Genomic DNA, 20039 nt, shown 5'->3' with positions numbered 1-20039 from the left:
TGTTAGCGAGGCAACGCGGCGAGCCGCGCCGTTACTTCACCTTCGTCTTGTCGAGTTTCTTGCCGGTCGCCGCATTGAAACGCTCCACATAGTCTTCCATCAACTTGCGCACGGCGCGACCGATCTGCCGGTAGTCGGACTCGTTGAGGTTCGCCAGCGACACACGCCCCGACGGATGCTGCGTGCCGAAGCCACGGCCCGGCAACAGCACGACGCGAGCTTCGCGCGCGAGCCGGAACAGCAACTCGGAAGGCTCGGCATTCTTCAACAACCAGTCGACGAATTCGCGTCCGAACATCCGCTCGCCGAAGAATTCGACGTCGAGAATCGTGTAGTAATCGACCTGGTTAGGATCGTCGTCCGCGAACGAAATGCCGACCTCTTCGTAGAGCGCCTGCTTGCGCTTGCGGATCAGCCGCTTCAACGCGTTCTTGTATGCGTCCGGCGTGTCCATCAGCGAGAACAGCGAAAACAGCACCATCTGCACCTGCTGCGGCGTCGACAAACCCGCCGTGTGATTCAGCGCGACGGTGCGGCTGTCGGCCACGAGGCGATCGATGAACTTGAGCTTGTCCGGCTCCGTCGTGATCGACTCGTAACGCTCGTGCAACTGCTTCTTCGCGTCCTTCGGCAAGTCGGCGATCAGTTTGTCGAGCACGTTGTCGCGGTGCGTCGCGATGGTGCCCAGACGCCAGCCGGTCGCGCCGAAGTACTTCGAGTACGAGTACACGAGAATGGTGTTCTTCGGCGCGAGCGCGAATAGCGATACGAAGTTGTCGGCGAAGGTGCCGTACACGTCGTCGGTGAGCAGGATCAGATCGGGCCGTTCCTTGACGATGTCGGCGATGTATTGAAGGCTTTCGTCATCGATCTTCACCGAAGGCGGATTGCTCGGATTCACGAGGAAGAACGCCTTCACCTTCGGATCGCGCAACTTGTCGAGTTCCTTCTTCGAATACTGCCAGCCGTTCGCGACGTCGGCTTCGAGATTCACCACGTTGAGCCTGTAGTCGTTCAGTCGCGGAATCTCGATGTACGGCGTGAAAATCGGCATGCCGAGCGCGATCGTGTCGCCCTCCTTGATCAGATGGTTCTCGCGCATCGAGTTGAAGATGTACGTCATCGCCGCCGTGCCGCCTTCCACCGCGAACACGTCGAACTCGCCGACAAAAGGATGATCGCCGATCATCTCCTTGCGCAGATACTGCCCGACGATCAGTTCGGACAGCTTGAGCATGCGGTCCGGCACCGGATAGTTCGACGCGAGAATGCCTTCGCACATTTCATACAGGAAGTCGGCCGCCGAGTATCCCAACTGGTCGCGCACGTACGACACGGCGCCGCGCAGGAAGTCGACGCCCGGCACGCCCCTGTTTTCGCGCAAGAACAGATCGAAGCGTTCTTCGAGGCCCTCGCGTCGCGGAAAGCCGCCCACGCCTTCCGGCATGTAGGCAAACGAGCGCTCCGATTCGCGCATCGCAAAGAGGCCGAGTTGCCAGAAGCCGTGGCGCGGAATCGTCGCCAGAAAATTGGGGTTGCCGCGGCCGGCGTTGAGCATCGCCGCATTGGCGGGCCGCTCCACGGCGCCGCCACCGGCCGCCTTGATCAGTTCGTCCTTCAATTCGAACGGGCTGAGCGCGGCCATGCCTGCTTGTGCCATATCTGCGTGCTTCTTGTCGCCCTTGTCTTTTGCCATGATGCGTTCTCCAATGAGTCAAGTGAAAGACGCCGGCGCGGCGATGATCGCCCGATGAGCGCCGGCGCAAGAGAGATCGATGGATGCCCGCGCTAGACGAGCCCGACCACGAGCGGCCCGAGCAGCGTCAGCGCGACGTTGGCGATGGCGTACGTGATCGCGAACGGCACGGTCGGCACGGCGCTTTCCGCCTTGTCGAGCACGCCGCCGAATGCGGGATTCGCGCTGCGCGAGCCGGCCAGCGCGCCGGCCAGAATGGCTGCGTTGTTGTACTTCAGCACATAGCGGCCGAACAGCATGGTGAGCAACAGCGGAAACAGCGTGACGAACACGCCGAGCAGGAAAATCGTGATGCCGAGCTGCTTGACCGTCACCACGGCCTGCAAGCCGGAGTTGAGTCCCACCACCACCACGAACGCCGCGAGACCGAAATCCTGCAGCAGCCGCGAAGCCGCCGACGGCATCACGCCGTACATGGGATGCTTGCCGCGCATCCAGCCGAACAGCAGGCCGGCCAGCAGACAGCCGCCGCCCGAGCCGAGCGTGAGCGGAATGCCGCCGACGTTGATGACGATCAACCCGATCAGCAAACCGAGCACGAGGCCGACGCCCATGTAGATGAAGTCGGTTTTGATGCTGTAGGGCAGCTCGTAGCCGGCGATGTCGACGGCGCGCTTGGTGTCTTTCGGCGACCCGTAGAAGGTGAGGACGTCGCCGTGCTCCAGTTGGGTTTCCGGCAGGATCGGCAGCGGCTGACCGGCGCGCGAAATACCCTGGATGTAGACACCATGACGCATATCGCGGTCCAACAATTCTCGCGCGGCGGCGATCGTGGTGTGATTCATGCCCTTGCGCGTGAACACGCCTTGACGTGTCTGCATGACGACGCCGACGTCCTCGACGGTGGCCACCTCGCCGCCGCTCGCGCCGAACGCGACCACGCCCTCGCGGCGGCCCACCACCAACACCACATCATCGGGCTTCAATACGAGGTCGGGCGCCGGGTCGAGTTGATGGCCGTCGCGCTTGATCCGCTCGATCGTCAAAAGGTCCTGGTGCTGGGTTTCGACGTCCTTCACCGTTTTGCCGGCGCTGACATCGATCTTGTACGCGCGGCCGACCATCTCGGGCAACGCCGAGAGCTGCCCCGGCGCGATAGACGGCGCGCCTGACGTCAACTCGCGTTCCGCCTGGATCGAGGCGTCGCGCAAACTTTGGCCCATGAATTTAGGCAGGATATTCACGCACACGATGATCGCGCCCAGCGAGCCGAACACGTAGGTCACCGCGTAAGCGATCGCCACGTCCGATTGCAGCGACTTGACCTGATCGGCGGGCAAGCCGAGACGCGCGATCGCGTCGCCCGCCGTGCCGATAATCGCCGATTGCGTCAGCGCGCCGCCCGCGAGCCCGGCGGCGAGTCCCTTGTTCAGGTGGAACAGCTTCGCGCAGATGACCACGGTGACTAGCGCGCTAACCGCCAGAAACACGGCCATCGCGATCTCGCGCAGCGTCTTGCGGTTCAACGAGTTGAAGAACCCGGGCCCGGAGTCATAGCCGACCGCGTAGATGAAGACGGCGAACATGACCGCCTTCACGCCGTTATCGATCGTCACGCCTGCCTGACTGATCACGACCGCGGCCAGCAGCGACCCGCCCACGCCGCCCAACTGGAATTTGCCGAAGTTGATCTGCCCGATGAAGTAGCCGACTGCGAGCGACAGAAACAGCGCAATCTCGGGTGATTTCTGAAAGATGTGATGTAGCCAGTCCATCGTGCCCTCGCTGGATAGTTTGCGATCCTGAGTACTTTACTGGGTGCTCCTTGCGTACAGGGAGCGCCATCGAGTCGCGCGCCGCACGCCGCCTGCTGCATCGACCGAACGTGGCACGGCGCGCCACGTCCGGCACATCTGCCGCCTAATGGAATTTCCCGGCGAGGCCGACTACGACCGGCCCCATCAGCGGCAACAGAATGTTCGAGAGTGCATACGTGATCGTGTAGCCGATCACGGGTGTGGAATTTCCCGTGACGCCCACGAGTGCGCTGATCGCGGGCGTGCTGCATTGCTGGCCCGCAATCGCGCCGAGCAGCATGGGCGCCTCGAGCTTGAGGAACATGCGGCCGATCCATAACGACAGCAGTCCCGGCACGAGCACCATCAGAATCCCGGCCACCGGCAACGCGAGACCGTATTCACGCACCAGTTTGATGGCGTCCGGTCCCGCCGACAGCCCGACTGCCGCGATGAAAGTGGCGAGACCGAAGTCCTTGAGGATTTGCGCGGCCGCCGAAGGCAGCGAACCGATCAGCGGATACCGCGAACGGATCCAGCCGAACAGCAGCCCCGACAGCAAACAACCGCCACCGGTGCCGAGCGCGACCGAGACGCCGCCCACCCGTCCGCCAAGATGGCCGATCGCCATACCGACCAGCACGCCCAGAGCCAGATAGACGAAGTCGGTCTTCTGCGTCGCGACGAGCATGTAGCCCAAACGCTGCGCACCGCGTTCGACATCGGCCTTGGCGCCCACCAGCGTCAGTACGTCGCCGCGGTTCAGTTCGGTGCCGGGCAGCGCCGGCACCGTGGTTTCGAGCCGCGTGACCGCCGCGATGTAGATGCCCCGGCCGTTTTCCGGCGTGGCCTGTTCGCGCACCTGAGCGATGGTCCGGCCATGCAGATCGCGGCGCGTCAGCACCACATCGACCTGTTCGGCGATCACGAGGCCGAAGTCCGCGCCGCCCACTTCGTCGCCGAGACTGGCGGCGGCCGCCACGATCGCTTCACGCCGCCCCGCCAGCAGAATGACGTCGTGGGGCGCGAGGGTCAGTTGCGGTTCGGCCGGCAGGTTCGCGCCGTTGCGCCGCACGCGCTCGACTGTCAGGTTGAAGCCGTACTGCTGTTCGAACGCCCGGATCGTCGCGCCAGCCGCCGCGCCGACGAGAAACGCCCGCCCCACCAGCGCGGGCGCTGCCGCGCGCTGACCCTCGCCGAACGAGCCTTCGCCGCCGAGCTTGCGCCACACGCGCTCGGCTTCGTCGCGCAGATTGACGCGCAGCAGCAGCGGCGCGAACTGGCTCGTAAAAAGCACGACGGTGATCAGGCCGAACAGGTAGCTCACGCTGTACGCGGTCACGATATTGGCCTGCAGGCGTACCGTTTCCGCGTCGCCGAAGCCGAGCTTGGCGATCGCCTCGGACGCCGTGCCGATCACGGCGGATTCCGTCGCGGCGCCGGCCAGCAGACCGGCCGCAGTGCCGGCATCGAGCCGCATGACGGCCACCGCGATCATGATCAGCACCAGCACCGACACGATCTCGACCACCGACAGCAACCCATAGCGCCAGCCGCGGCCAATGTTGGCAAAGAACTGCGGCCCGCCGGTAAAGCCCAGCGCGAAGATGAACAGCGCGAAAGCGATGTTCTTCAGATCGGGGGCGATGCGCGCGCCGGTCTGGCCTAACAGCAACGCGACGATCAGCGTGCCGCACACGCCGCCGAGCTGAATCGGACCGATGCGGAACGAACCAATGAAATATCCAATTGCGAGACTTGCGAACAGCGCGATCTCCGGCTGAGATCTCAGCAATTCACCGATCATGTTGACTCGCCCATTGACGGGTTTATTAGCAGGAGACTGAATAACCACTTGAAGAACTCGAGTGAATTAATTCGTCGCGATTTGACGCACGCATCACTCAATCAGCATCGCGATTGAGTGAAAATTTAATTTATGGCAGTAAAATGACGCGCGTCGCGCCCGAGCTGATTTGCCGCACTGCAGCGGCACGCATTGAAACGGTCTTCCGATAGCTCGACAGTCACTCTTTCCTCGCGAAGTTGCCTTGCGCCTTGAAAAAGACATCGTCTGCTGATGGCCAATTTATTACAGCATGAGTGAACATGCATTTTTGGAACCGCTTTTTTAATAAATATTGTAATTTTGTGTGGCTGTCAATATTATTTTTTAACTCGCGTTTCGTTTGACTTCGCAAAAGAATGATTTTTAGCAAACGCGGATGGATTGCAATGCAGTGCGTCCGCATGGCTAACCTATACTGGAGCGCTCGTCCGCCGCGCCCTGAGTCCGTTTCTCTATTAGCGCCGGCACGCATTCTTCGGAGTCCACATGCGCATGATCCTGTTCAGCAGCCGCCAATACGACCGCGACACGTTCACCGAAGCCAATGCCACGCATCGCTATGAACTGCACTGCCAGGAGTCGCACCTCGACAGCGGGACGGCCATTCTCGCGCAGGGCTACGACGTGGTGTGTCCGTTCGTCAACGACAACGTCGACGCGGCGGTACTGGAGCGGCTTCATGCCGGCGGCACGCGCATGATCGCGCTGCGTTCGGCGGGCTTCAATCACGTCGATCTGGCCGCGGCCGAGCGTCTCGGCATCCCGGTCGCGCGGGTGCCGGCCTATTCGCCGCACGCAGTGGCCGAACATGCGGTCGGCTTGATTCTTGCGCTGAACCGGCGGCTGCCGCGCGCCGTCGCACGCACGCGCGAAGGCGACTTTTCGCTGCACGGTCTGCTCGGTTTCGACCTGCATGGCAAGACCGTGGGTGTGATCGGCACCGGCATGATCGGCCGCGTATTCGGGCGCATCATGGCGGGCTTCGGCATGCAGGTGCTCGCCTACGATCCCGGCAAGCCCGCCGACGACCTGCTCGCGCTCGGCGCGCGCTACGTGCCGCTCGACACGCTGCTCGCCGAAGCCGACGTGGTCAGCCTGCATTGCCCACTGGTGCCGGACACGTACCATCTCATCGACGGCCCCGCGCTCGCCAAGATGAAGCGCGGCGCGATGCTGATCAATACCGGCCGTGGCGGCCTCGTCGAAAGCAATGCGCTGATTGGCGCCCTGAAAGATGGCCGACTCGGCCACCTCGGGCTCGATGTGTACGAGGAAGAAGGAGGCCTGTTCTTCGAGGATCACTCGAACCTGCCGTTGCAGGACGATGTGCTTGCGCGTCTGTTGATGTTCCCGAACGTGATCGTCACCGCGCATCAGGCGTTCTTCACGCGCGAGGCGATGAACGAGATCGCCCTGACCACGCTGGACAACGTCGCGGCGTGGCAGGCCGGCACGCCGCGCAATGTGGTGCGCGCGCCTGCCTAGACGCCGCCGGTGTTCAGCGGCGTCGCGCGGACCACGGTGCGCGCGTCGTCCGCGGCGCCGCAGAGTTCGCGCAGCAAGGTCGCCTCGCGCTCGTGCACTTCGACCGGAAACCAGCGCGCGCCCGCATCGGCAAGATAGCGCGCACGATGCTGGCCGTTGCGAAACGCCACCACGCCTTCGCGTTCCAGTCCGAACCAGCCCAGCACACCCGGCGCGCGACGCGTCGAGATGGTCACGTACGGCATCTGCGGAATACGCGGATTCTCCGGATCGAGAAACTCGCGAATGCCGCGCACCTTGCCCGAATGCCATTCGGCGACCGGCTTCAGCACGTAATCGGTATTGTCGCGATCGGCGCACGCGAGCAGCTTACGCACGTCGACGAGTACGACCTGATGCCGCGTGCCGTCCGTGACGAATACGCGTTTCAGGCGCACATGGTCGTACCATGGATGCTCTTGCAGAGGCACGGTCCAGACCGTTTCGGCACAAGCCGGCGCGGCGGCTGACGATGAATTGGACAAGGGCAAAGGCAGGCTCGATAAGCTGGCGAACAGGCGCCAGCGCGTTAGGAGAGCGCTTACGCTACGAGCCGATTGTGTAAGAAGCATGACAGGCCACGGTATTAATTACTCTGCATGAGCACACTGCTCACAACCCCGCAACAAGCGGGCAGACGCTGATGACTTCTACGGTGACAACGATGATAACCACGCAAAATTTCAATGACCACGTGCGCATCGAAGCTGATCGGGATATCGGCGTGGCCACGATCGTCCTTGAGCGTCCGGCGCGTCGAAATGCTGTGGATCGTCCTGTCGCCGAGGCGCTGAGCGCCGCGTTTGCCCGCTTCGAGGCGGAGCCCGCGTGGCGCGCGGCGGTGCTGTTCGGCGCGGGCGGCACCTTTTGCGCGGGCGCGGACCTGACCGCTCTCGCCGACGACACTCGACGCAACGAGCTGCACGCCGACGGCAGCGGCCCGGGTCCGATGGGACCGACTCGGACGAGCTTCAGCAAGCCGGTGATTGCCGCGATTGCCGGCTATGCGGTGGCGGGCGGACTGGAGCTGGCGGCGCTGTGCGATCTCAGAGTCGTCGAGGACGACGCGGTGCTCGGCGTATTCTGCCGGCGCGTCGGAATTCCGCTGATCGATGGCGGTACGATCCGCTTACCGCGCTTGATCGGACTGTCACGTGCGCTGGACCTGATCCTGACCGGCCGCGCGGTGAACGCGCAGGAAGCGCTCAGCTTCGGCCTCGCCAATCGCGTCGTACCGAAAGGCACCGCACGCGCGGCGGCCGAACAGCTGGCCGCCGAACTGGCTGCATTTCCGCAGGCTGCGTTGCTCGCCGATCGTCGTTCGGTGCTGGAAAACAGCGTGCTCGACGATCTCGTCGAAGCATTGCGCCGCGAAGGCGCCGGCGGCTACCAGGCGGTTTTCGACGAAGGCGTGGCGGGCGCGGCGCAATTCACCAGCGGCGCCGGTCGTCATGACGAGACGCGACGCGGCGACGGCGGTAGCGGAGACGGCAGCGGCGGCAAACATTAGACACGCGACGAGGGCCGGCGCACCTATCAGCAAAAAACAACACCGGCATTGACGATCAGCAAGCCCGTTTTGACTTAGGTAGAATCCCCTACTGTTTTACCCCTGTACGGCGCACGCGTTTTCGCCCCGAAAACGCGCGCCGGCCGCGCGACGCCTCCTGTCGCGCCGATTCGCGCTCCTTCACGATGCCTTTACCTCTGCTTGCCCTCGCCGTTGCCGCGTTTGGAATCGGTACCACCGAATTCGTAATCATGGGGTTGTTGCCCGACGTCGCGCGCGACCTGTCCGTGTCGATCCCGGCGGCCGGCATGCTGGTGTCGGCGTATGCGCTCGGCGTGACCATCGGCGCGCCGATCGTCGCCATCGCGGTCGCCAACATGCCGCGCAAGAAGGCGCTGATGAGCCTGATCGGCGTGTTCATCGTCGGCAATCTCCTGTGCGCGGTGGCGCCGGGCTACGCGGTGCTGATGGCCGCACGCATCGTGACGGCGTTCTGCCATGGCGCGTTCTTCGGCATCGGCTCCGTGGTGGCCGCCGGCCTCGTCGCGCCGAACCGCCGCGCGCAAGCCATCGCGTTGATGTTCACGGGCCTCACGCTTGCCAACGTGCTGGGCGTGCCGCTCGGCACCGCGCTCGGCCAGGCGGTGGGCTGGCGTGCCACGTTCTGGGCGGTGACGGGTATCGGCGTCGTCGCGGCGGCCGCGCTCGCCGTGTGCCTGCCGGCGAAGATCGAAATGCAGAAGGCTAGCCTCGTGCGCGAATTCAGCGTGCTGAAGAACCCGCAGGTGCTGATGGTGCTCGGCATCAGCGTGCTCGCGTCGGCGAGCCTCTTTTCCACCTTCACGTACATCACGCCGATTCTCGAAGACGTGACCGGCTTTACGCCGCACGCGGTCACGCTTGTACTGCTGCTGTTCGGCCTCGGCCTGACGGTGGGCAGCACGCTCGGTGGCAAGCTCGCCGACTGGCGGCTGATGCCTTCGCTGGTGGCGTTCCTGTTGGCGATCGTCGTGATTCTGACCATCTTCGCCGGCACCATGCATGCGGAGATCCCGGCAATGATCACGATTTTCGTGTGGGGCATTCTGGCCTTCGCGATCGTGCCGCCGCTGCAAATGCTGATCGTCGACCGCGCGAGCCATGCGCCGAATCTGGCTTCAACGTTGAATCAAGGCGCCTTCAACCTCGGCAATGCGACGGGCGCCTGGCTCGGCGGCATGGCGATCGGCGCGGGCGCTCCGCTCACGACACTGCCGTGGGTCGGCGTGGCGACGTCGATCGGCGCGCTGGTGCTGACGCTGTGGTCGGTGTCAATCGACCGGCGCGCACAACGCATGGCGATGGCGGGCTAAGCGCCCTTCTCCGCACTCCTCCCAAGCCGCGCACAGGTGCGGTTGACTCACGGCCGTAGTAGCATCTCGGCCGATGAAAGTCATCTTCACTCGCGATTTCCTCGCTTTGATCCTGAGCGTCGCCGTCGTCGGACTCGGCAGCGGCGCGACGCTTCCCCTCACCGCCCTCGCGCTCACGCAAGCCGGCTACGGCACCGATGTGGTCGGCCTGCTGAGCGCCGCGCAAGCGGGCGGTGGGCTCGTCATCGTGCCGCTCGCGGGATGGATCGCGGCGCGTTTCGGCGGCCGCCAGGTGATCGTCGGCGCCGTGCTGGTGGTGGCGTTCGCCACCGCGCTGATGCAACTCACCTCGAACCTGTGGCTGTGGGCCGTGCTGCGCGTGCTGTGCGGCGCCGCGTTGATGCTCCTCTTCACGATCGGCGAAGCCTGGGTCAATCAATTGGCCGACGATGCCACGCGCGGCCGCGTCATCGCCATTTACGCGACCAACTTCACGCTGTTCCAGATGGCCGGTCCGGTGCTGGTGAGTCAGATCGCCGGCTTCACGCAATGGCGCTTCCTGATTTGCGGCGCGATCTTTCTGCTGGCACTGCCGATGCTCGCCACGATTCGCAAGACCCCGCAAGCGTCCGAGGATGAGCACGCGGCGCACGGCAGTTGGCGTCATGTTTTGCCGCTGATGCCGGCGCTCGCGATCGGCACCGGCTTCTTCGCGTTGTTCGACACGATCGCGCTCTCGCTGCTGCCGCTCTTCGCGATGTCGCACGGCATCACGAGCGAGGTGGCCGTGCTGTTCGCGTCGGCACTGCTGCTCGGCGATACTACAATGCAATTCCCGATCGGCTGGCTGGCTGACCGGCTCGGACGTGAACGCGTGCATATCGGTTGCGGTGTGATCGTTGTCGCGCTGCTGCCCTTGCTGCCGTGGGCGATCACCTCACCGTGGCTGTGCTGGCCACTACTGTATGTGCTCGGCGCGGCGGCGGGCGCGATTTATACGCTGTCGCTGGTTGCCTGTGGTGAACGCTTTCGCGGTGTCGCGCTGGTCTCGGCGAGTTCGCTGGTGGGCGCGTCGTGGAGCGCGGCGAGTTTCGGTGGGCCGCTGGCGGCTGGTGCGCTGATGAAGGGCGTCGGGAATGACGCGATGGTCGGTGTGCTGCTCGTCGCAGCGTTGGCATTTCTGGTGGCGGTTTGGTGGGAGAGACGGCGGGTGCCGGTGCGGATTGCGGGTTGATCGGCTGCTGACCTTGGTGCGGCGCCGCGGCGCCGGCAACGATGCGACGGCGGACGTGCTGCTCCCCGCTGATTTGGCGTTTGTCGTTGCGGCTTGGAGAGAGGCGCGAGTGCGGATCGCGCATCGCGGGTCGATCAACAGACTCTGGCGCCGCGCGAGCCTGTCAGATTTTTAGTGTGTCGAGGTCATGAGACGATAACGGAAATAACGTCCAATGACCGAAACAACAGTGACCAAGAAGAGCAAGAACCCGAAGGCGCCGAAGCTGTTCCCCGATGAGCTGATCGATCAACTGCTGGCGCAGGTGCAGAACAGGAACGCCGAGTCGGTTCTCGGGGAATCGGGCCTGGCCGGGCAACTGAAGAAGCAACTGGCTGAGCGCATGTTGGCCGCGGAGCTGACGCATCACCTGGAGAGCGAGGCGGAGCAAGGCAGCGCCGGCAACCACCGCAACGGTACGAGCCGCAAGACAGTGCTCACACCCAACGGCGAACTGACGCTGGATATCCCGCGAGACCGGCAGGCGACGTTCGAGCCGCAACTGGTCGGCAAGTACCAGCGCCGGCTGGCGGGATTCGACGACCACGTCATCAGCATGTACGCGCGCGGCATGAGCGTACGCGAGATCCAGGCTCACCTGCTGGAGCTGTACGGCCTGGAAGTGTCGCCCGATCTGATTTCCACGGTCACCGACGAGGTGCTGGCTGAGGTCGAGCAGTGGCAACAACGCCCGCTCGAGGCGATGTATCCGATTGTGTATTTCGACGCACTTCGACTGAAGATCCGCGACGAGGGCACGGTCAGGAACAAGGCGGTGTACCTGGCGCTGGGCATTCGGGCTGACGGCCGCAAGGAAGTGCTGGGCTTGTGGATCGAACAAACCGAAGGCGCCAAGTTCTGGCTGAAGGTTTTCAACGAGTTGAAGAATCGCGGTTTGCACGACATCCTGATTGCGGTGGTCGACGGCCTGCGTGGGTTCCCGGAGGCCATCGAGGCGGTGTTTCCGGCCGCGCAGATCCAGACCTGCATCGTGCATCTGATCCGTAATTCGCTGAATCTGGCGAGCTGGAAGGACCGTAAGCCGCTGGCTACCGCGCTCAGGCCGATCTATCAGGCCGCCTCGGCTGAAGCGGCGGCCGCGGCGCTCGAGGCCTTTGCGCAAAGCGAATGGGGTCGCAAATTCCCTACCGTCCCGGCCATGTGGCAACGCCAATGGGAGCAGGTGATTCCCTTCTTTGCCTATCCTCACGAGGTGCGTCGAATCGTTTATACGACCAACGCCATCGAGAGCATGCACATGCAGTTGCGCAAGATCGTCAAGAATCGTGGCCACTTCCCGAGCGACGAAGCCGCCAGCAAACTGCTGTATCTGGCCTTGCGCAACATTGAAAAGGATTGGAAGATGCCGCCTATCACCTGGCGGCAAGCTGTCAATCAGTTCGCCATTCTGTTCGGTGAGCGATTCACCGCCGCCATCAGCTGAGATTTTTAACCGGCCTCAGCACACGAAATTTCTGACACCTCCCGCCGCGCAAGATGACGCGTGAAAAACAAAACGGGGAAGCCATTGCTTGTGGCTTCCCCGTTTTTGTTATGCACGTTGCGGCGCCTCGCCCGCTATAACAGCCTTACTTCAACGCCGGCAGAATCTCCCCGACACACGCGCCGAAACCGACACGATAACCCTCACCCTGGCACCAACCGGCGAGCGTCAACTCATCGCCGTCTTCGATAAAACTGCGCGTGCCGCCTTCCTGCAACTCCAGCGGGTTCTTGCCGTTCCACGTCAACTCCAGCAGGCTGCCGAACGAATCCTCCGTCGATCCGCTGATCGTGCCCGAGCCCATCAGATCGCCCACGCGCGTATTGCAGCCCGATACCGTGTGATGCGCGAGCTGCTGCGCCATCGTCCAGTACATGTGCTTGAAGTTGGTTCGCGAGATCGTGCTCGCCTCTTTCGCCTGCTGCGGGCGCAGCGTCACTTCCAGCGTGATATCGAACGCATGGTCGCCTTGATGACGCAGATACGCGAGCGGCTGCGGTTCCTGCGCCGGCTGCGCAACGCGGAACGGTTCGAGCGCGTCGAGCGTCACGATCCACGGCGAGATCGTGGTCGCGAAGGTCTTCGAATTGAACGGTCCGAGCGGCACGTATTCCCACTGCTGGATATCGCGCGCGCTCCAGTCATTCAACAGCACCATACCGAAGATATGCGCTTCGGCATCCGCGCACGCCACCGGCTCACCCAATGCATTGCCCGCGCCGATTACGAAGCCGGTTTCCAGTTCGATATCCAGCTTGCGACACGCGTCGAACACAGGACGATCCTGATCCGGCAACTTCAACTGCCCATTAGGACGACGCACCGGCGTGCCGCTCACCACCACCGACGACGCGCGTCCGTTGTAACCGATCGGCATCTCCGACCAGTTCGGCAGCAGCGCATTCTTAGGATCGCGGAACATCGAGCCGACGTTCGTCGCGTGCTCCTTCGACGAATAGAAATCGGTGTAGCCTGGAATCTGCACCGGTAGATGCAATTGCGCATCGGCCTGGCGGATCAGCGCGCGGCTACGCAATTCGGCGTCGTCGCGCAACGTCGCGTTATCGCGTGACAGCAGCTTGCTCAGCTGAATGCGCACGCCGCGCCATGCGTCACGACCGAGTGCGATGAAATCGTTCAGCGCGTCGCGCACGAACACGCTGTCGCCGGCATTCGACGAAGGCACGCTCAACAGACCCGCGCTTTCGAGCGCGGCCAGGTCGACGATGCTGCCGCCGATCGCGACGCCTACGCGGCGCGTCGCATTCAGGTCGTCGCTAAAAATACCGAACGGCAGGTTCTGAATCGAAAAGTCATTGGCCGAATCGTTGGCCGACTCGACCCAACTCTTGCGCGACGGATCGAGCGTCGCCTGAAGATCGCTCAATGCGTTCATCGTTGCTCCGGGTTGAAATGTTTCGTGAGACCTTGCCAGCACTCGTAGTAATGCGCCTGCAATTGCGCGGTTTCGAGCGCGAAGCGCGTCGGCTTGATCAGCGTGCGGGTTTCGAACATGAAGGCCATCGTGTCGCCGACTTTCTTCGGCGTCGACGTATCGCTGTGCGAGGCTTTCTCGAACGTCTCCGCATCCGGGCCATGACCCGACATGCAGTTATGCAGGCTCGCGCCGCCCGGCACAAAGCCTTCGGCCTTGGCGTCGTACACGCCGTGCACGAGGCCCATGAACTCGCTCGCCACGTTGCGATGGAACCATGGCGGGCGGAACGTATCTTCGGCGGCAAGCCAGCGCGGCGGGAAAATCACGAAGTCAATGCTATCGACGCCCGTCGTATCGGTTTGCGATTGCAGCACGAGGAAGATCGACGGATCCGGATGGTCGAAGCTGATCGAGCCGATCGTGTTGAAGCGGCGCAGATCGTACTTGTACGGCGCGTAGTTGCCGTGCCACGCGACCACGTCGAGCGGCGAGTGGCCGATGTCCGCGCGCCACAGGTTGCCGTTCATCTTGGCGACCAGTTCGAAGTCGCCCTCACGGTCTTCATAGGCCGCGTGCGGCGTGAGGAAATCACGCGGATTGGCGAGGCCGTTCGAGCCGATCGGACCAAGATCCGGCAGACGGAACAACGCCCCGAAGTTCTCGCAGATGTAGCCGCGCGCCACGCCATCCGGCAGGCTCACCGCGAAGCGCACGCCGCGCGGAATCACCGCGATTTCGAATGGCTCGACGTCGAGCTTGCCAAGCTCGGTCGCGATGTGCAGACGTCCTTCCTGCGGCACGATCAGCAATTCGCCGTCGGCGGTATAGAAGAAGCGGTCCTGCATCGAGCGGTTCGCCGCGTACAGGTGGATCGCGCAGCCGCTCATCGATTCCGCCGCGCCGTTGCCCGCCATCGTCACCCAGCCGTCGATGAAGTCGGTCGGCTCGGCCGGCATCGGCAACGCGTCCCAGCGCAACTGGTTGGGCGGCGTCGGCGGCACCTCGGCAAAGTTCGCGACGAGCCGCTCCGAAGGCAGTTGCGTGAACGGCATATGCACCGCCGCCGGACGAATCCGGTACAACCACGAACGGCGATTATGGCCACGCGGCGCGGTGAAGGCCGTGCCCGACAGTTGTTCGGCATATAGCCCATAAGCCGCGCGCTGCGGCGAATTGCGGCCTTGCGGCAACGCACCCGGCAAGGCCTCCGTGGCGAATTCGTTTGCGAAGCCCGACTGATAACCGGGCTCGATTTCGAGCCGCGAGTTGCCTGTGTGCGGCGTACGGGTTTGGGTATCCATGCTAGGTTCTCCGTTGATACTCGATCTCGTCATTTCATGCGGTCCGCGGCTCGGACGGCCGGCCGCGTTCGCGTGTGGCGGCGGCCAGCGCGATCACCAGCAGCGCGGAGCACAGCACCGGCAGGGCCGCCGCATGGAACAGCGCGGCGTTCGACCAGTTCAGTGCGATCAATTGACCGCCGATCAGCGGTCCGATCACCGAGCCGATCCGGCCGATGCCGAGGCTCCAGCCTATGCCTGTCGAACGCAGCGCGGTCGGATAAAAATGACCGGCCAGCGCATTGACCGCCGGTTGTCCGCCGACCACGCAGAAGCCGCCCGCGAACACCACCAGCAACAGCCACGGCAACGCATGCGCCACGGTGCCGATCGTGCCGACCGCCAGCGCCGCGCCCGCGAAACACACGAACAGCACGCGCACAAAACCAAACCGTTCGATGAACCAGCCGAGCAGCAAGGTGCCGACCACGCCGCCCGTCTGCAACACGGTTCCGACGATCACCGCCGTGCTCGGCGAATAGCCGGCATCGCGCATCACGGTAGGCAGCCAGTTCGACAGAAAGTACAGATCGATCAGGTTCATGAAGCTGATCGCCCACAAAATCAAGGTGACCGGACCGCGGCCGGCGCGGAACAGTTCGGCGACCGGCGCGCCGCCGTTACCCTTTTCACACACGACGAGGCGCGTGTTCGCGTCGATCGGCAGCGCCGGGTTGAACTTCGCGAGCCAACGCAATGCACGCTCGCTGCGTCCTTTGAGAACGAGGAATTGCAGCGACTCCGGCAACGCAACAAGCATTGCCAACGCGAGTAACAGCGGCACCGCGCCGCCCACCCAGAACACCGCGCGCCAGCCATAAGCCGGAATCAGCGCTGCGCTGATGAACCCGCCGAGCGCCGCGCCCAGCGTGAAGCCGCACGACACCAGCATCATGCGCTTGACGCGATGCGCGGGGGTCGAGAATTCACCCACCAGCGCCATCGCGTTCGGCATGATGCAGCCGAGCCCGAGACCGGTGATGAAGCGCAGCGCGATCAAAGCGGGAATCGTGGTGACGAAGGGCGTGGCCAGCATCGACAGCGCGAAGAAGAAGGTCGAACCGATCAGCACCGGACGGCGCCCGATGCGGTCCGCCAGCACCGACAGCCCGAGCGCGCCGAGCAGCATGCCGAACAGGCTCGCGCTGAACACCGGACCGAGCGCCGCCTTCGACACGTGCCATTCGCCGATCACGCTCGGCGCGACGTAGCCCATCGCCTGCGCGTCGAAACCGTCGATCACGAGGCACAACCCGCATAGCGCGAGCAGAAGCAACTGGAATGCCGGGTGATGCGTTTCGCCGAGCACGTGCTCGACCTCGATCACATTGACGGCGGCCGCGGCCGGGTTCGCGCTCATTGGGTCGTCTCCTGATGCTGACTGGATGGAACGTTCGTTGGTGGCAGCGGGATTGAACACCGCCCGCAAGCGTCTGTGATCGGCGCATGAACTGCGCGGACGACATGACCTATCCGCCATCACAACCGCATTGCAATTTACGTATAGTAAAACTAGTTACGAATAGTGAAATCAACGTAAACCCTGAAACGCCGCCCGAAATCCCCGGACCGCGCGTCGGCACAAGCGTTCGGCGGATAACGTTATGAGCAATTTGTTCATGTAAGCACGGTGCGGACTGCTACCATCAATGAATGCGGCAATCGCGTCGCGTTGCCCCGCGCCGAGCGCCTCACTATCGCCATCCATACGTCTACATGATCCCGCCGACCATCCCCAACCTCATTGCCCGCTCCGCCGACCATCCGTTTCTTGGCGAGCATCTGGTGATGGGGCAAGGCCTGCATCACGACGTCGCGCTGGCGCAATTCGACGGGTTCGAACTCGCCAGCGCGTATGAGCCGATCTTCGATATCAGCGTGCATGCGTTGGCGCAGTCGCTTTCGTCGGGGGTCGAGGGCGTGGACCGTTTCGGCGATGAACTTGGCTTCCAGGCCGTCACGCACCAGGTCGACGCGGCGCCGTTCGACGTGTTCGATCCGTTCGACCGCATCGCCGACGATCAGGAGTTGGTCGCGCTCGACCGCATGTCGCGTGCGCTGCACGCCATCAATTTCTTTGGCGCCCAGCGGCATGGGCTGCTCTTTCTGCGCGTGCACGAGCGGCTGCTCAAGAGCGTGAAGTACGACCACGGGCGGCATTTTTCGAGCGTGCTGGTGTCGTTCGGATTGAACCCGTCGCGGGTGGTGATCGAGTTGCCCGCAGCGGCGGTCGCGCACAAGACTTTTCTCGGCTATCTGACCAAGAGCTACCAGCACTACGGCTTCAAGGTGGCGGGCAATCTGTCCAACGCGGGGCAGATTCTGTCGGTGTCGGAGACAGCGCGGCTCGACTTTCTCAAGATGGATGCAGGGACCGCTTTGCGCGATGCCACCGTTAAACCGTTAGTGGGTTATGCAGGCCGGTTGCGAATTCCGCTGATCTTCAACCGTGTGGTGGATGAAGCGCAGTTCGAGGCGTTGCAGCAGTACGACGTGCGCTTCGTGCAAGGGCCATTGTTCAATGCGCATTATCACGACCGGGCCGTTTGAGTTGCGGGTTGGCCCGGTGCGTTGACACGCGCCGCCCACTTCAACCGGTATCGCCTAAACGCCGCGCAAGCGCCAAGAGCCGTGGCGCGACGTTGTCACGAAACACATCCTCTCCCATCGACGAAGCCGGCCCGCTGCAACTCAGCACCAGCCAGCGCCCTTCGCGCGGCTCGCGAAACGGCACCGCCACCGCGTTGACGTCGTCATGCCACGCGCGGAACGAGTAGCAGCAACGCTGCTCGGCGAAGGCGGCGATTTCCTGCTCGGCGTCGGCGACCAGTTCGGCGCCTGCCTTGCCGGCCGCCTTTTTCAATTCCGCCAATAACGCGGCGCGCACGTCGAGCGGTTGCACGGCCAGATAGGCGCGGCCCATCGAACTCGTCAGCATAGACAGTTTCGAACCGGATGCCAGCCCGAGCGTCAACGCGGTTTCGCTGCGGATCGTCTCCAGATAAATCATGTCGAGCCCGTCGCGGCAACCGAGCGAAACTGCCGCGCCTACGTCGCGTGCGAATACGCGCATGTGCGGGCGCGCGAGTTCGAGCGTGTCCGTACCCGAGAGCAGCGCGAAACCGAGCGACAACACGCCGGCGTCGAGCGCGTATTTGCCCAGCGTTTCGTCGAGACGCAGATAACCGAGCACGGTCAGCGTGTAGGCAAGACGGTTGACGGTCGCCTTCGGCAAACCCGTGCGTTCGACGAAATCGCGATTGCCGAGCATCGTTTCGCCCGGCTTGAACGCGCGCAACAAATCCAGCCCGCGTGCCAGCGCGACGACAAATTTGCGCTCGTCGAGCGATTCGGAGAGAGTAGATGTCGGCGTCATGGGGTGATACACTCGGACGTGGTTTGCAAAACATTGTTTCGCATAGCGGAACTCAAGTCAAGCGCAAACACGTTTCCGTCAAGCAAGGAATCAGGAGATAAGCCATGGCCGAGGCCGCGCAGTTTCACTGGGAAGACCCGTTGCTGCTGGATCAGCAGCTCACCGAAGACGAACGCATGGTGCGCGACGCCGCCGCGGCTTACTCGCAAGACAAGCTGCAGCCGCGCGTGCTCGAAGCGTTCCGTCATGAGAAGACCGACATCGAGATCTTTCGCGAGATGGGCGAACTCGGCCTGCTCGGCCCGACCATTCCTGAGCAATACGGCGGCCCCGGTCTGAACTACGTGGCGTACGGCTTGATCGCGCGTGAAGTGGAACGCGTGGATTCCGGCTATCGGTCGATGATGTCCGTGCAGTCGTCGCTGGTCATGGTGCCGATCTATGAATTCGGCTCGGAAGCGCAGAAACAGAAATACCTGCCGAAGCTCGCCACCGGCGAATGGATCGGCTGCTTCGGCTTGACGGAGCCGAATCACGGCTCCGATCCGGGCAGCATGGTCACGCGGGCCAAGAAGGTCGACGGCGGCTATTCGTTGTCGGGCTCGAAGATGTGGATCACCAATTCGCCGATCGCCGACGTGTTCGTCGTGTGGGCGAAGCTCGAGGAAAACGGCAAGGACGCGATCCGCGGCTTCATTCTCGAGAAGGGCTGGAAGGGACTGTCGGCGCCCACCATCCACAGCAAGGTGGGTCTGCGCGCGTCGATCACCGGCGAGATCGTGCTCGACGAAGTGTTCGTGCCGGAGGAGAACCGTTTCCCCGAAGTCAGCGGCTTGCGCGGCCCCTTCACGTGCCTGAATTCCGCGCGCTATGGCATCGCCTGGGGCGCGCTCGGTGCGGCTGAATCATGCTGGCACACCGCGCGTCAGTACGTGCTGGATCGCAAGCAGTTCGGCCGGCCGCTTGCCGCGAACCAGTTGATCCAGAAGAAGCTCGCTGACATGCAGACCGAAATCACGCTCGGTCTGCAAGGCGTGCTGCGTCTCGGCCGCATGAAGGACGAAGGCACCGCGGCCGTCGAGATCACCTCGATCATGAAGCGCAATTCATGCGGCAAGGCGCTGGACATTGCACGGCTCGCGCGCGACATGCTCGGCGGCAACGGCATCTCGGACGAGTTCGGCATCGCGCGGCATCTGGTGAATCTGGAAGTGGTGAACACCTATGAAGGCACGCACGACATTCATGCGCTGATTCTGGGGCGCGCGCAAACCGGCATTCAGGCTTTTTTCTGAAGGTTTTCTGAAGCGCGAATCGCGCGGGTTGCTCCGATTGCCGCGGGTTTGCGCAGCACGATAAAAAAGCCAGTTCACTCGTGAAC

The 20039-nt window shown here is 63.3% G+C and carries 15 protein-coding genes; 7 read left to right on the top strand and 8 right to left on the bottom strand.

Annotated elements, in window-relative coordinates; translation table 11 throughout:
- Positions 1-31 precede the first annotated feature (31 nt).
- The 3 genes from B0G81_RS28465 to aspT (B0G81_RS28455) form a co-directional block, all read right to left on the bottom strand.
- Positions 32-1696, bottom strand: coding sequence for a bifunctional aspartate transaminase/aspartate 4-decarboxylase (locus tag B0G81_RS28465; protein WP_134139855.1), 1665 nt, complete (start codon positions 1694-1696; stop codon positions 32-34).
- Between the two features lie 92 nt (positions 1697-1788).
- Positions 1789-3471 (bottom strand): aspartate-alanine antiporter, encoded by a 1683-nt coding sequence (gene aspT / locus B0G81_RS28460; RefSeq protein ID WP_134139852.1) that lies wholly within the window; start codon positions 3469-3471, stop codon positions 1789-1791.
- Positions 3472-3616: 145 nt separating this feature from the next.
- Positions 3617-5299, bottom strand: a complete 1683-nt coding sequence (gene aspT / locus B0G81_RS28455) for an aspartate-alanine antiporter (RefSeq protein WP_134139848.1) — start codon at positions 5297-5299, stop codon at positions 3617-3619.
- A 528-nt stretch (positions 5300-5827) separates the two neighbouring features.
- On the opposite strand from aspT (B0G81_RS28455), the gene B0G81_RS28450 reads away from it, so the two are divergent.
- The gene (locus B0G81_RS28450; RefSeq protein WP_134139845.1) at positions 5828-6826 is read left to right on the top strand and encodes a 2-hydroxyacid dehydrogenase; all 999 of its coding nucleotides are present in this window, start codon (positions 5828-5830) and stop codon (positions 6824-6826) included.
- Here the strand turns inward: B0G81_RS28450 and B0G81_RS28445 are convergent.
- Positions 6823-7437: a hypothetical protein gene (locus tag B0G81_RS28445; RefSeq protein ID WP_134139843.1), complete on the bottom strand. Its 615-nt coding sequence runs from the start codon at positions 7435-7437 to the stop codon at positions 6823-6825. The genes B0G81_RS28450 and B0G81_RS28445 overlap by 4 nt on opposite strands.
- 92 nt (positions 7438-7529) lie before the next feature.
- On the opposite strand from B0G81_RS28445, the gene B0G81_RS28440 reads away from it, so the two are divergent.
- The 4 genes from B0G81_RS28440 (at position 7530) to B0G81_RS28425 (ending at position 12444) form a co-directional block, all read left to right on the top strand.
- Positions 7530-8375 (top strand): crotonase/enoyl-CoA hydratase family protein, encoded by an 846-nt coding sequence (locus B0G81_RS28440; RefSeq protein ID WP_134139838.1) that lies wholly within the window; start codon positions 7530-7532, stop codon positions 8373-8375.
- A 185-nt stretch (positions 8376-8560) separates the two neighbouring features.
- Positions 8561-9727 carry an MFS transporter gene (locus B0G81_RS28435; RefSeq protein ID WP_134139835.1) on the top strand — a complete coding sequence of 389 codons (1167 nt, stop codon included), beginning with the start codon at positions 8561-8563 and terminating at the stop codon, positions 9725-9727.
- A gap of 73 nt (positions 9728-9800) precedes the next feature.
- Positions 9801-10961: an MFS transporter gene (locus tag B0G81_RS28430; protein ID WP_134139833.1), complete on the top strand. Its 1161-nt coding sequence runs from the start codon at positions 9801-9803 to the stop codon at positions 10959-10961.
- 214 nt (positions 10962-11175) lie between these two features.
- Positions 11176-12444, top strand: a complete 1269-nt coding sequence (locus tag B0G81_RS28425; protein WP_106285464.1) for an IS256 family transposase — start codon at positions 11176-11178, stop codon at positions 12442-12444.
- A 145-nt stretch (positions 12445-12589) separates the two neighbouring features.
- Here B0G81_RS28425 and fahA read toward each other — a convergent pair whose 3' ends face one another.
- The 3 genes from fahA to B0G81_RS28410 are packed head-to-tail and all read right to left on the bottom strand — an operon-like array spanning position 12590 to position 16642.
- Positions 12590-13900 carry a fumarylacetoacetase gene (gene fahA / locus B0G81_RS28420; protein WP_134139828.1) on the bottom strand — a complete coding sequence of 437 codons (1311 nt, stop codon included), beginning with the start codon at positions 13898-13900 and terminating at the stop codon, positions 12590-12592.
- Positions 13897-15243 carry a homogentisate 1,2-dioxygenase gene (hmgA, locus tag B0G81_RS28415; RefSeq protein ID WP_134139825.1) on the bottom strand — a complete coding sequence of 449 codons (1347 nt, stop codon included), beginning with the start codon at positions 15241-15243 and terminating at the stop codon, positions 13897-13899. The genes fahA and hmgA overlap by 4 nt, the downstream gene beginning before the upstream one ends.
- Positions 15244-15277: 34 nt before the next feature.
- Entirely contained in the window at positions 15278-16642 is a 1365-nt protein-coding gene (locus B0G81_RS28410; RefSeq protein ID WP_134139823.1) for an MFS transporter, read from the bottom strand.
- 356 nt (positions 16643-16998) lie between these two features.
- On the opposite strand from B0G81_RS28410, the gene B0G81_RS28405 reads away from it, so the two are divergent.
- A complete protein-coding gene (locus B0G81_RS28405) occupies positions 16999-17832 on the top strand; it encodes an EAL domain-containing protein (protein ID WP_106284462.1) in 834 nt (277 codons plus the stop codon).
- Between the two features lie 40 nt (positions 17833-17872).
- Here B0G81_RS28405 and B0G81_RS28400 read toward each other — a convergent pair whose 3' ends face one another.
- Positions 17873-18658: an IclR family transcriptional regulator gene (locus tag B0G81_RS28400; RefSeq protein WP_134139821.1), complete on the bottom strand. Its 786-nt coding sequence runs from the start codon at positions 18656-18658 to the stop codon at positions 17873-17875.
- 104 nt (positions 18659-18762) lie between these two features.
- Between B0G81_RS28400 and B0G81_RS28395 the strand changes: the two genes are divergently transcribed.
- Positions 18763-19953: an acyl-CoA dehydrogenase gene (locus tag B0G81_RS28395; RefSeq protein ID WP_134139818.1), complete on the top strand. Its 1191-nt coding sequence runs from the start codon at positions 18763-18765 to the stop codon at positions 19951-19953.
- The last annotated feature ends 86 nt before the right edge of the window (positions 19954-20039 follow it).

The sequence above is a fragment of the Paraburkholderia sp. BL6665CI2N2 genome (assembly GCF_004366535.1).
Lineage (GTDB): Bacteria > Pseudomonadota > Gammaproteobacteria > Burkholderiales > Burkholderiaceae > Paraburkholderia.
This window is presented reverse-complemented; position numbering and strand designations above follow the sequence as displayed.

Bases quoted from the DNA above. Each gene is read 5' to 3' on its own strand.
- B0G81_RS28465 (WP_134139855.1), bottom strand. From the start codon at position 1,696: ATGGCAAAAGACAAGGGCGACAAGAAGCACGCAGATATGGCACAAGCA.
- aspT (WP_134139852.1), bottom strand. From the start codon at position 3,471: ATGGACTGGCTACATCACATCTTTCAGAAATCACCCGAGATTGCGCTG.
- aspT (WP_134139848.1), bottom strand. From the start codon at position 5,299: ATGATCGGTGAATTGCTGAGATCTCAGCCGGAGATCGCGCTGTTCGCA.
- B0G81_RS28450 (WP_134139845.1), top strand. From the start codon at position 5,828: ATGCGCATGATCCTGTTCAGCAGCCGCCAATACGACCGCGACACGTTC.
- B0G81_RS28445 (WP_134139843.1), bottom strand. From the start codon at position 7,437: ATGCTTCTTACACAATCGGCTCGTAGCGTAAGCGCTCTCCTAACGCGC.
- B0G81_RS28440 (WP_134139838.1), top strand. From the start codon at position 7,530: ATGATAACCACGCAAAATTTCAATGACCACGTGCGCATCGAAGCTGAT.
- B0G81_RS28435 (WP_134139835.1), top strand. From the start codon at position 8,561: ATGCCTTTACCTCTGCTTGCCCTCGCCGTTGCCGCGTTTGGAATCGGT.
- B0G81_RS28430 (WP_134139833.1), top strand. From the start codon at position 9,801: ATGAAAGTCATCTTCACTCGCGATTTCCTCGCTTTGATCCTGAGCGTC.
- B0G81_RS28425 (WP_106285464.1), top strand. From the start codon at position 11,176: ATGACCGAAACAACAGTGACCAAGAAGAGCAAGAACCCGAAGGCGCCG.
- fahA (WP_134139828.1), bottom strand. From the start codon at position 13,900: ATGAACGCATTGAGCGATCTTCAGGCGACGCTCGATCCGTCGCGCAAG.
- hmgA (WP_134139825.1), bottom strand. From the start codon at position 15,243: ATGGATACCCAAACCCGTACGCCGCACACAGGCAACTCGCGGCTCGAA.
- B0G81_RS28410 (WP_134139823.1), bottom strand. From the start codon at position 16,642: ATGAGCGCGAACCCGGCCGCGGCCGCCGTCAATGTGATCGAGGTCGAG.
- B0G81_RS28405 (WP_106284462.1), top strand. From the start codon at position 16,999: ATGATCCCGCCGACCATCCCCAACCTCATTGCCCGCTCCGCCGACCAT.
- B0G81_RS28400 (WP_134139821.1), bottom strand. From the start codon at position 18,658: ATGACGCCGACATCTACTCTCTCCGAATCGCTCGACGAGCGCAAATTT.
- B0G81_RS28395 (WP_134139818.1), top strand. From the start codon at position 18,763: ATGGCCGAGGCCGCGCAGTTTCACTGGGAAGACCCGTTGCTGCTGGAT.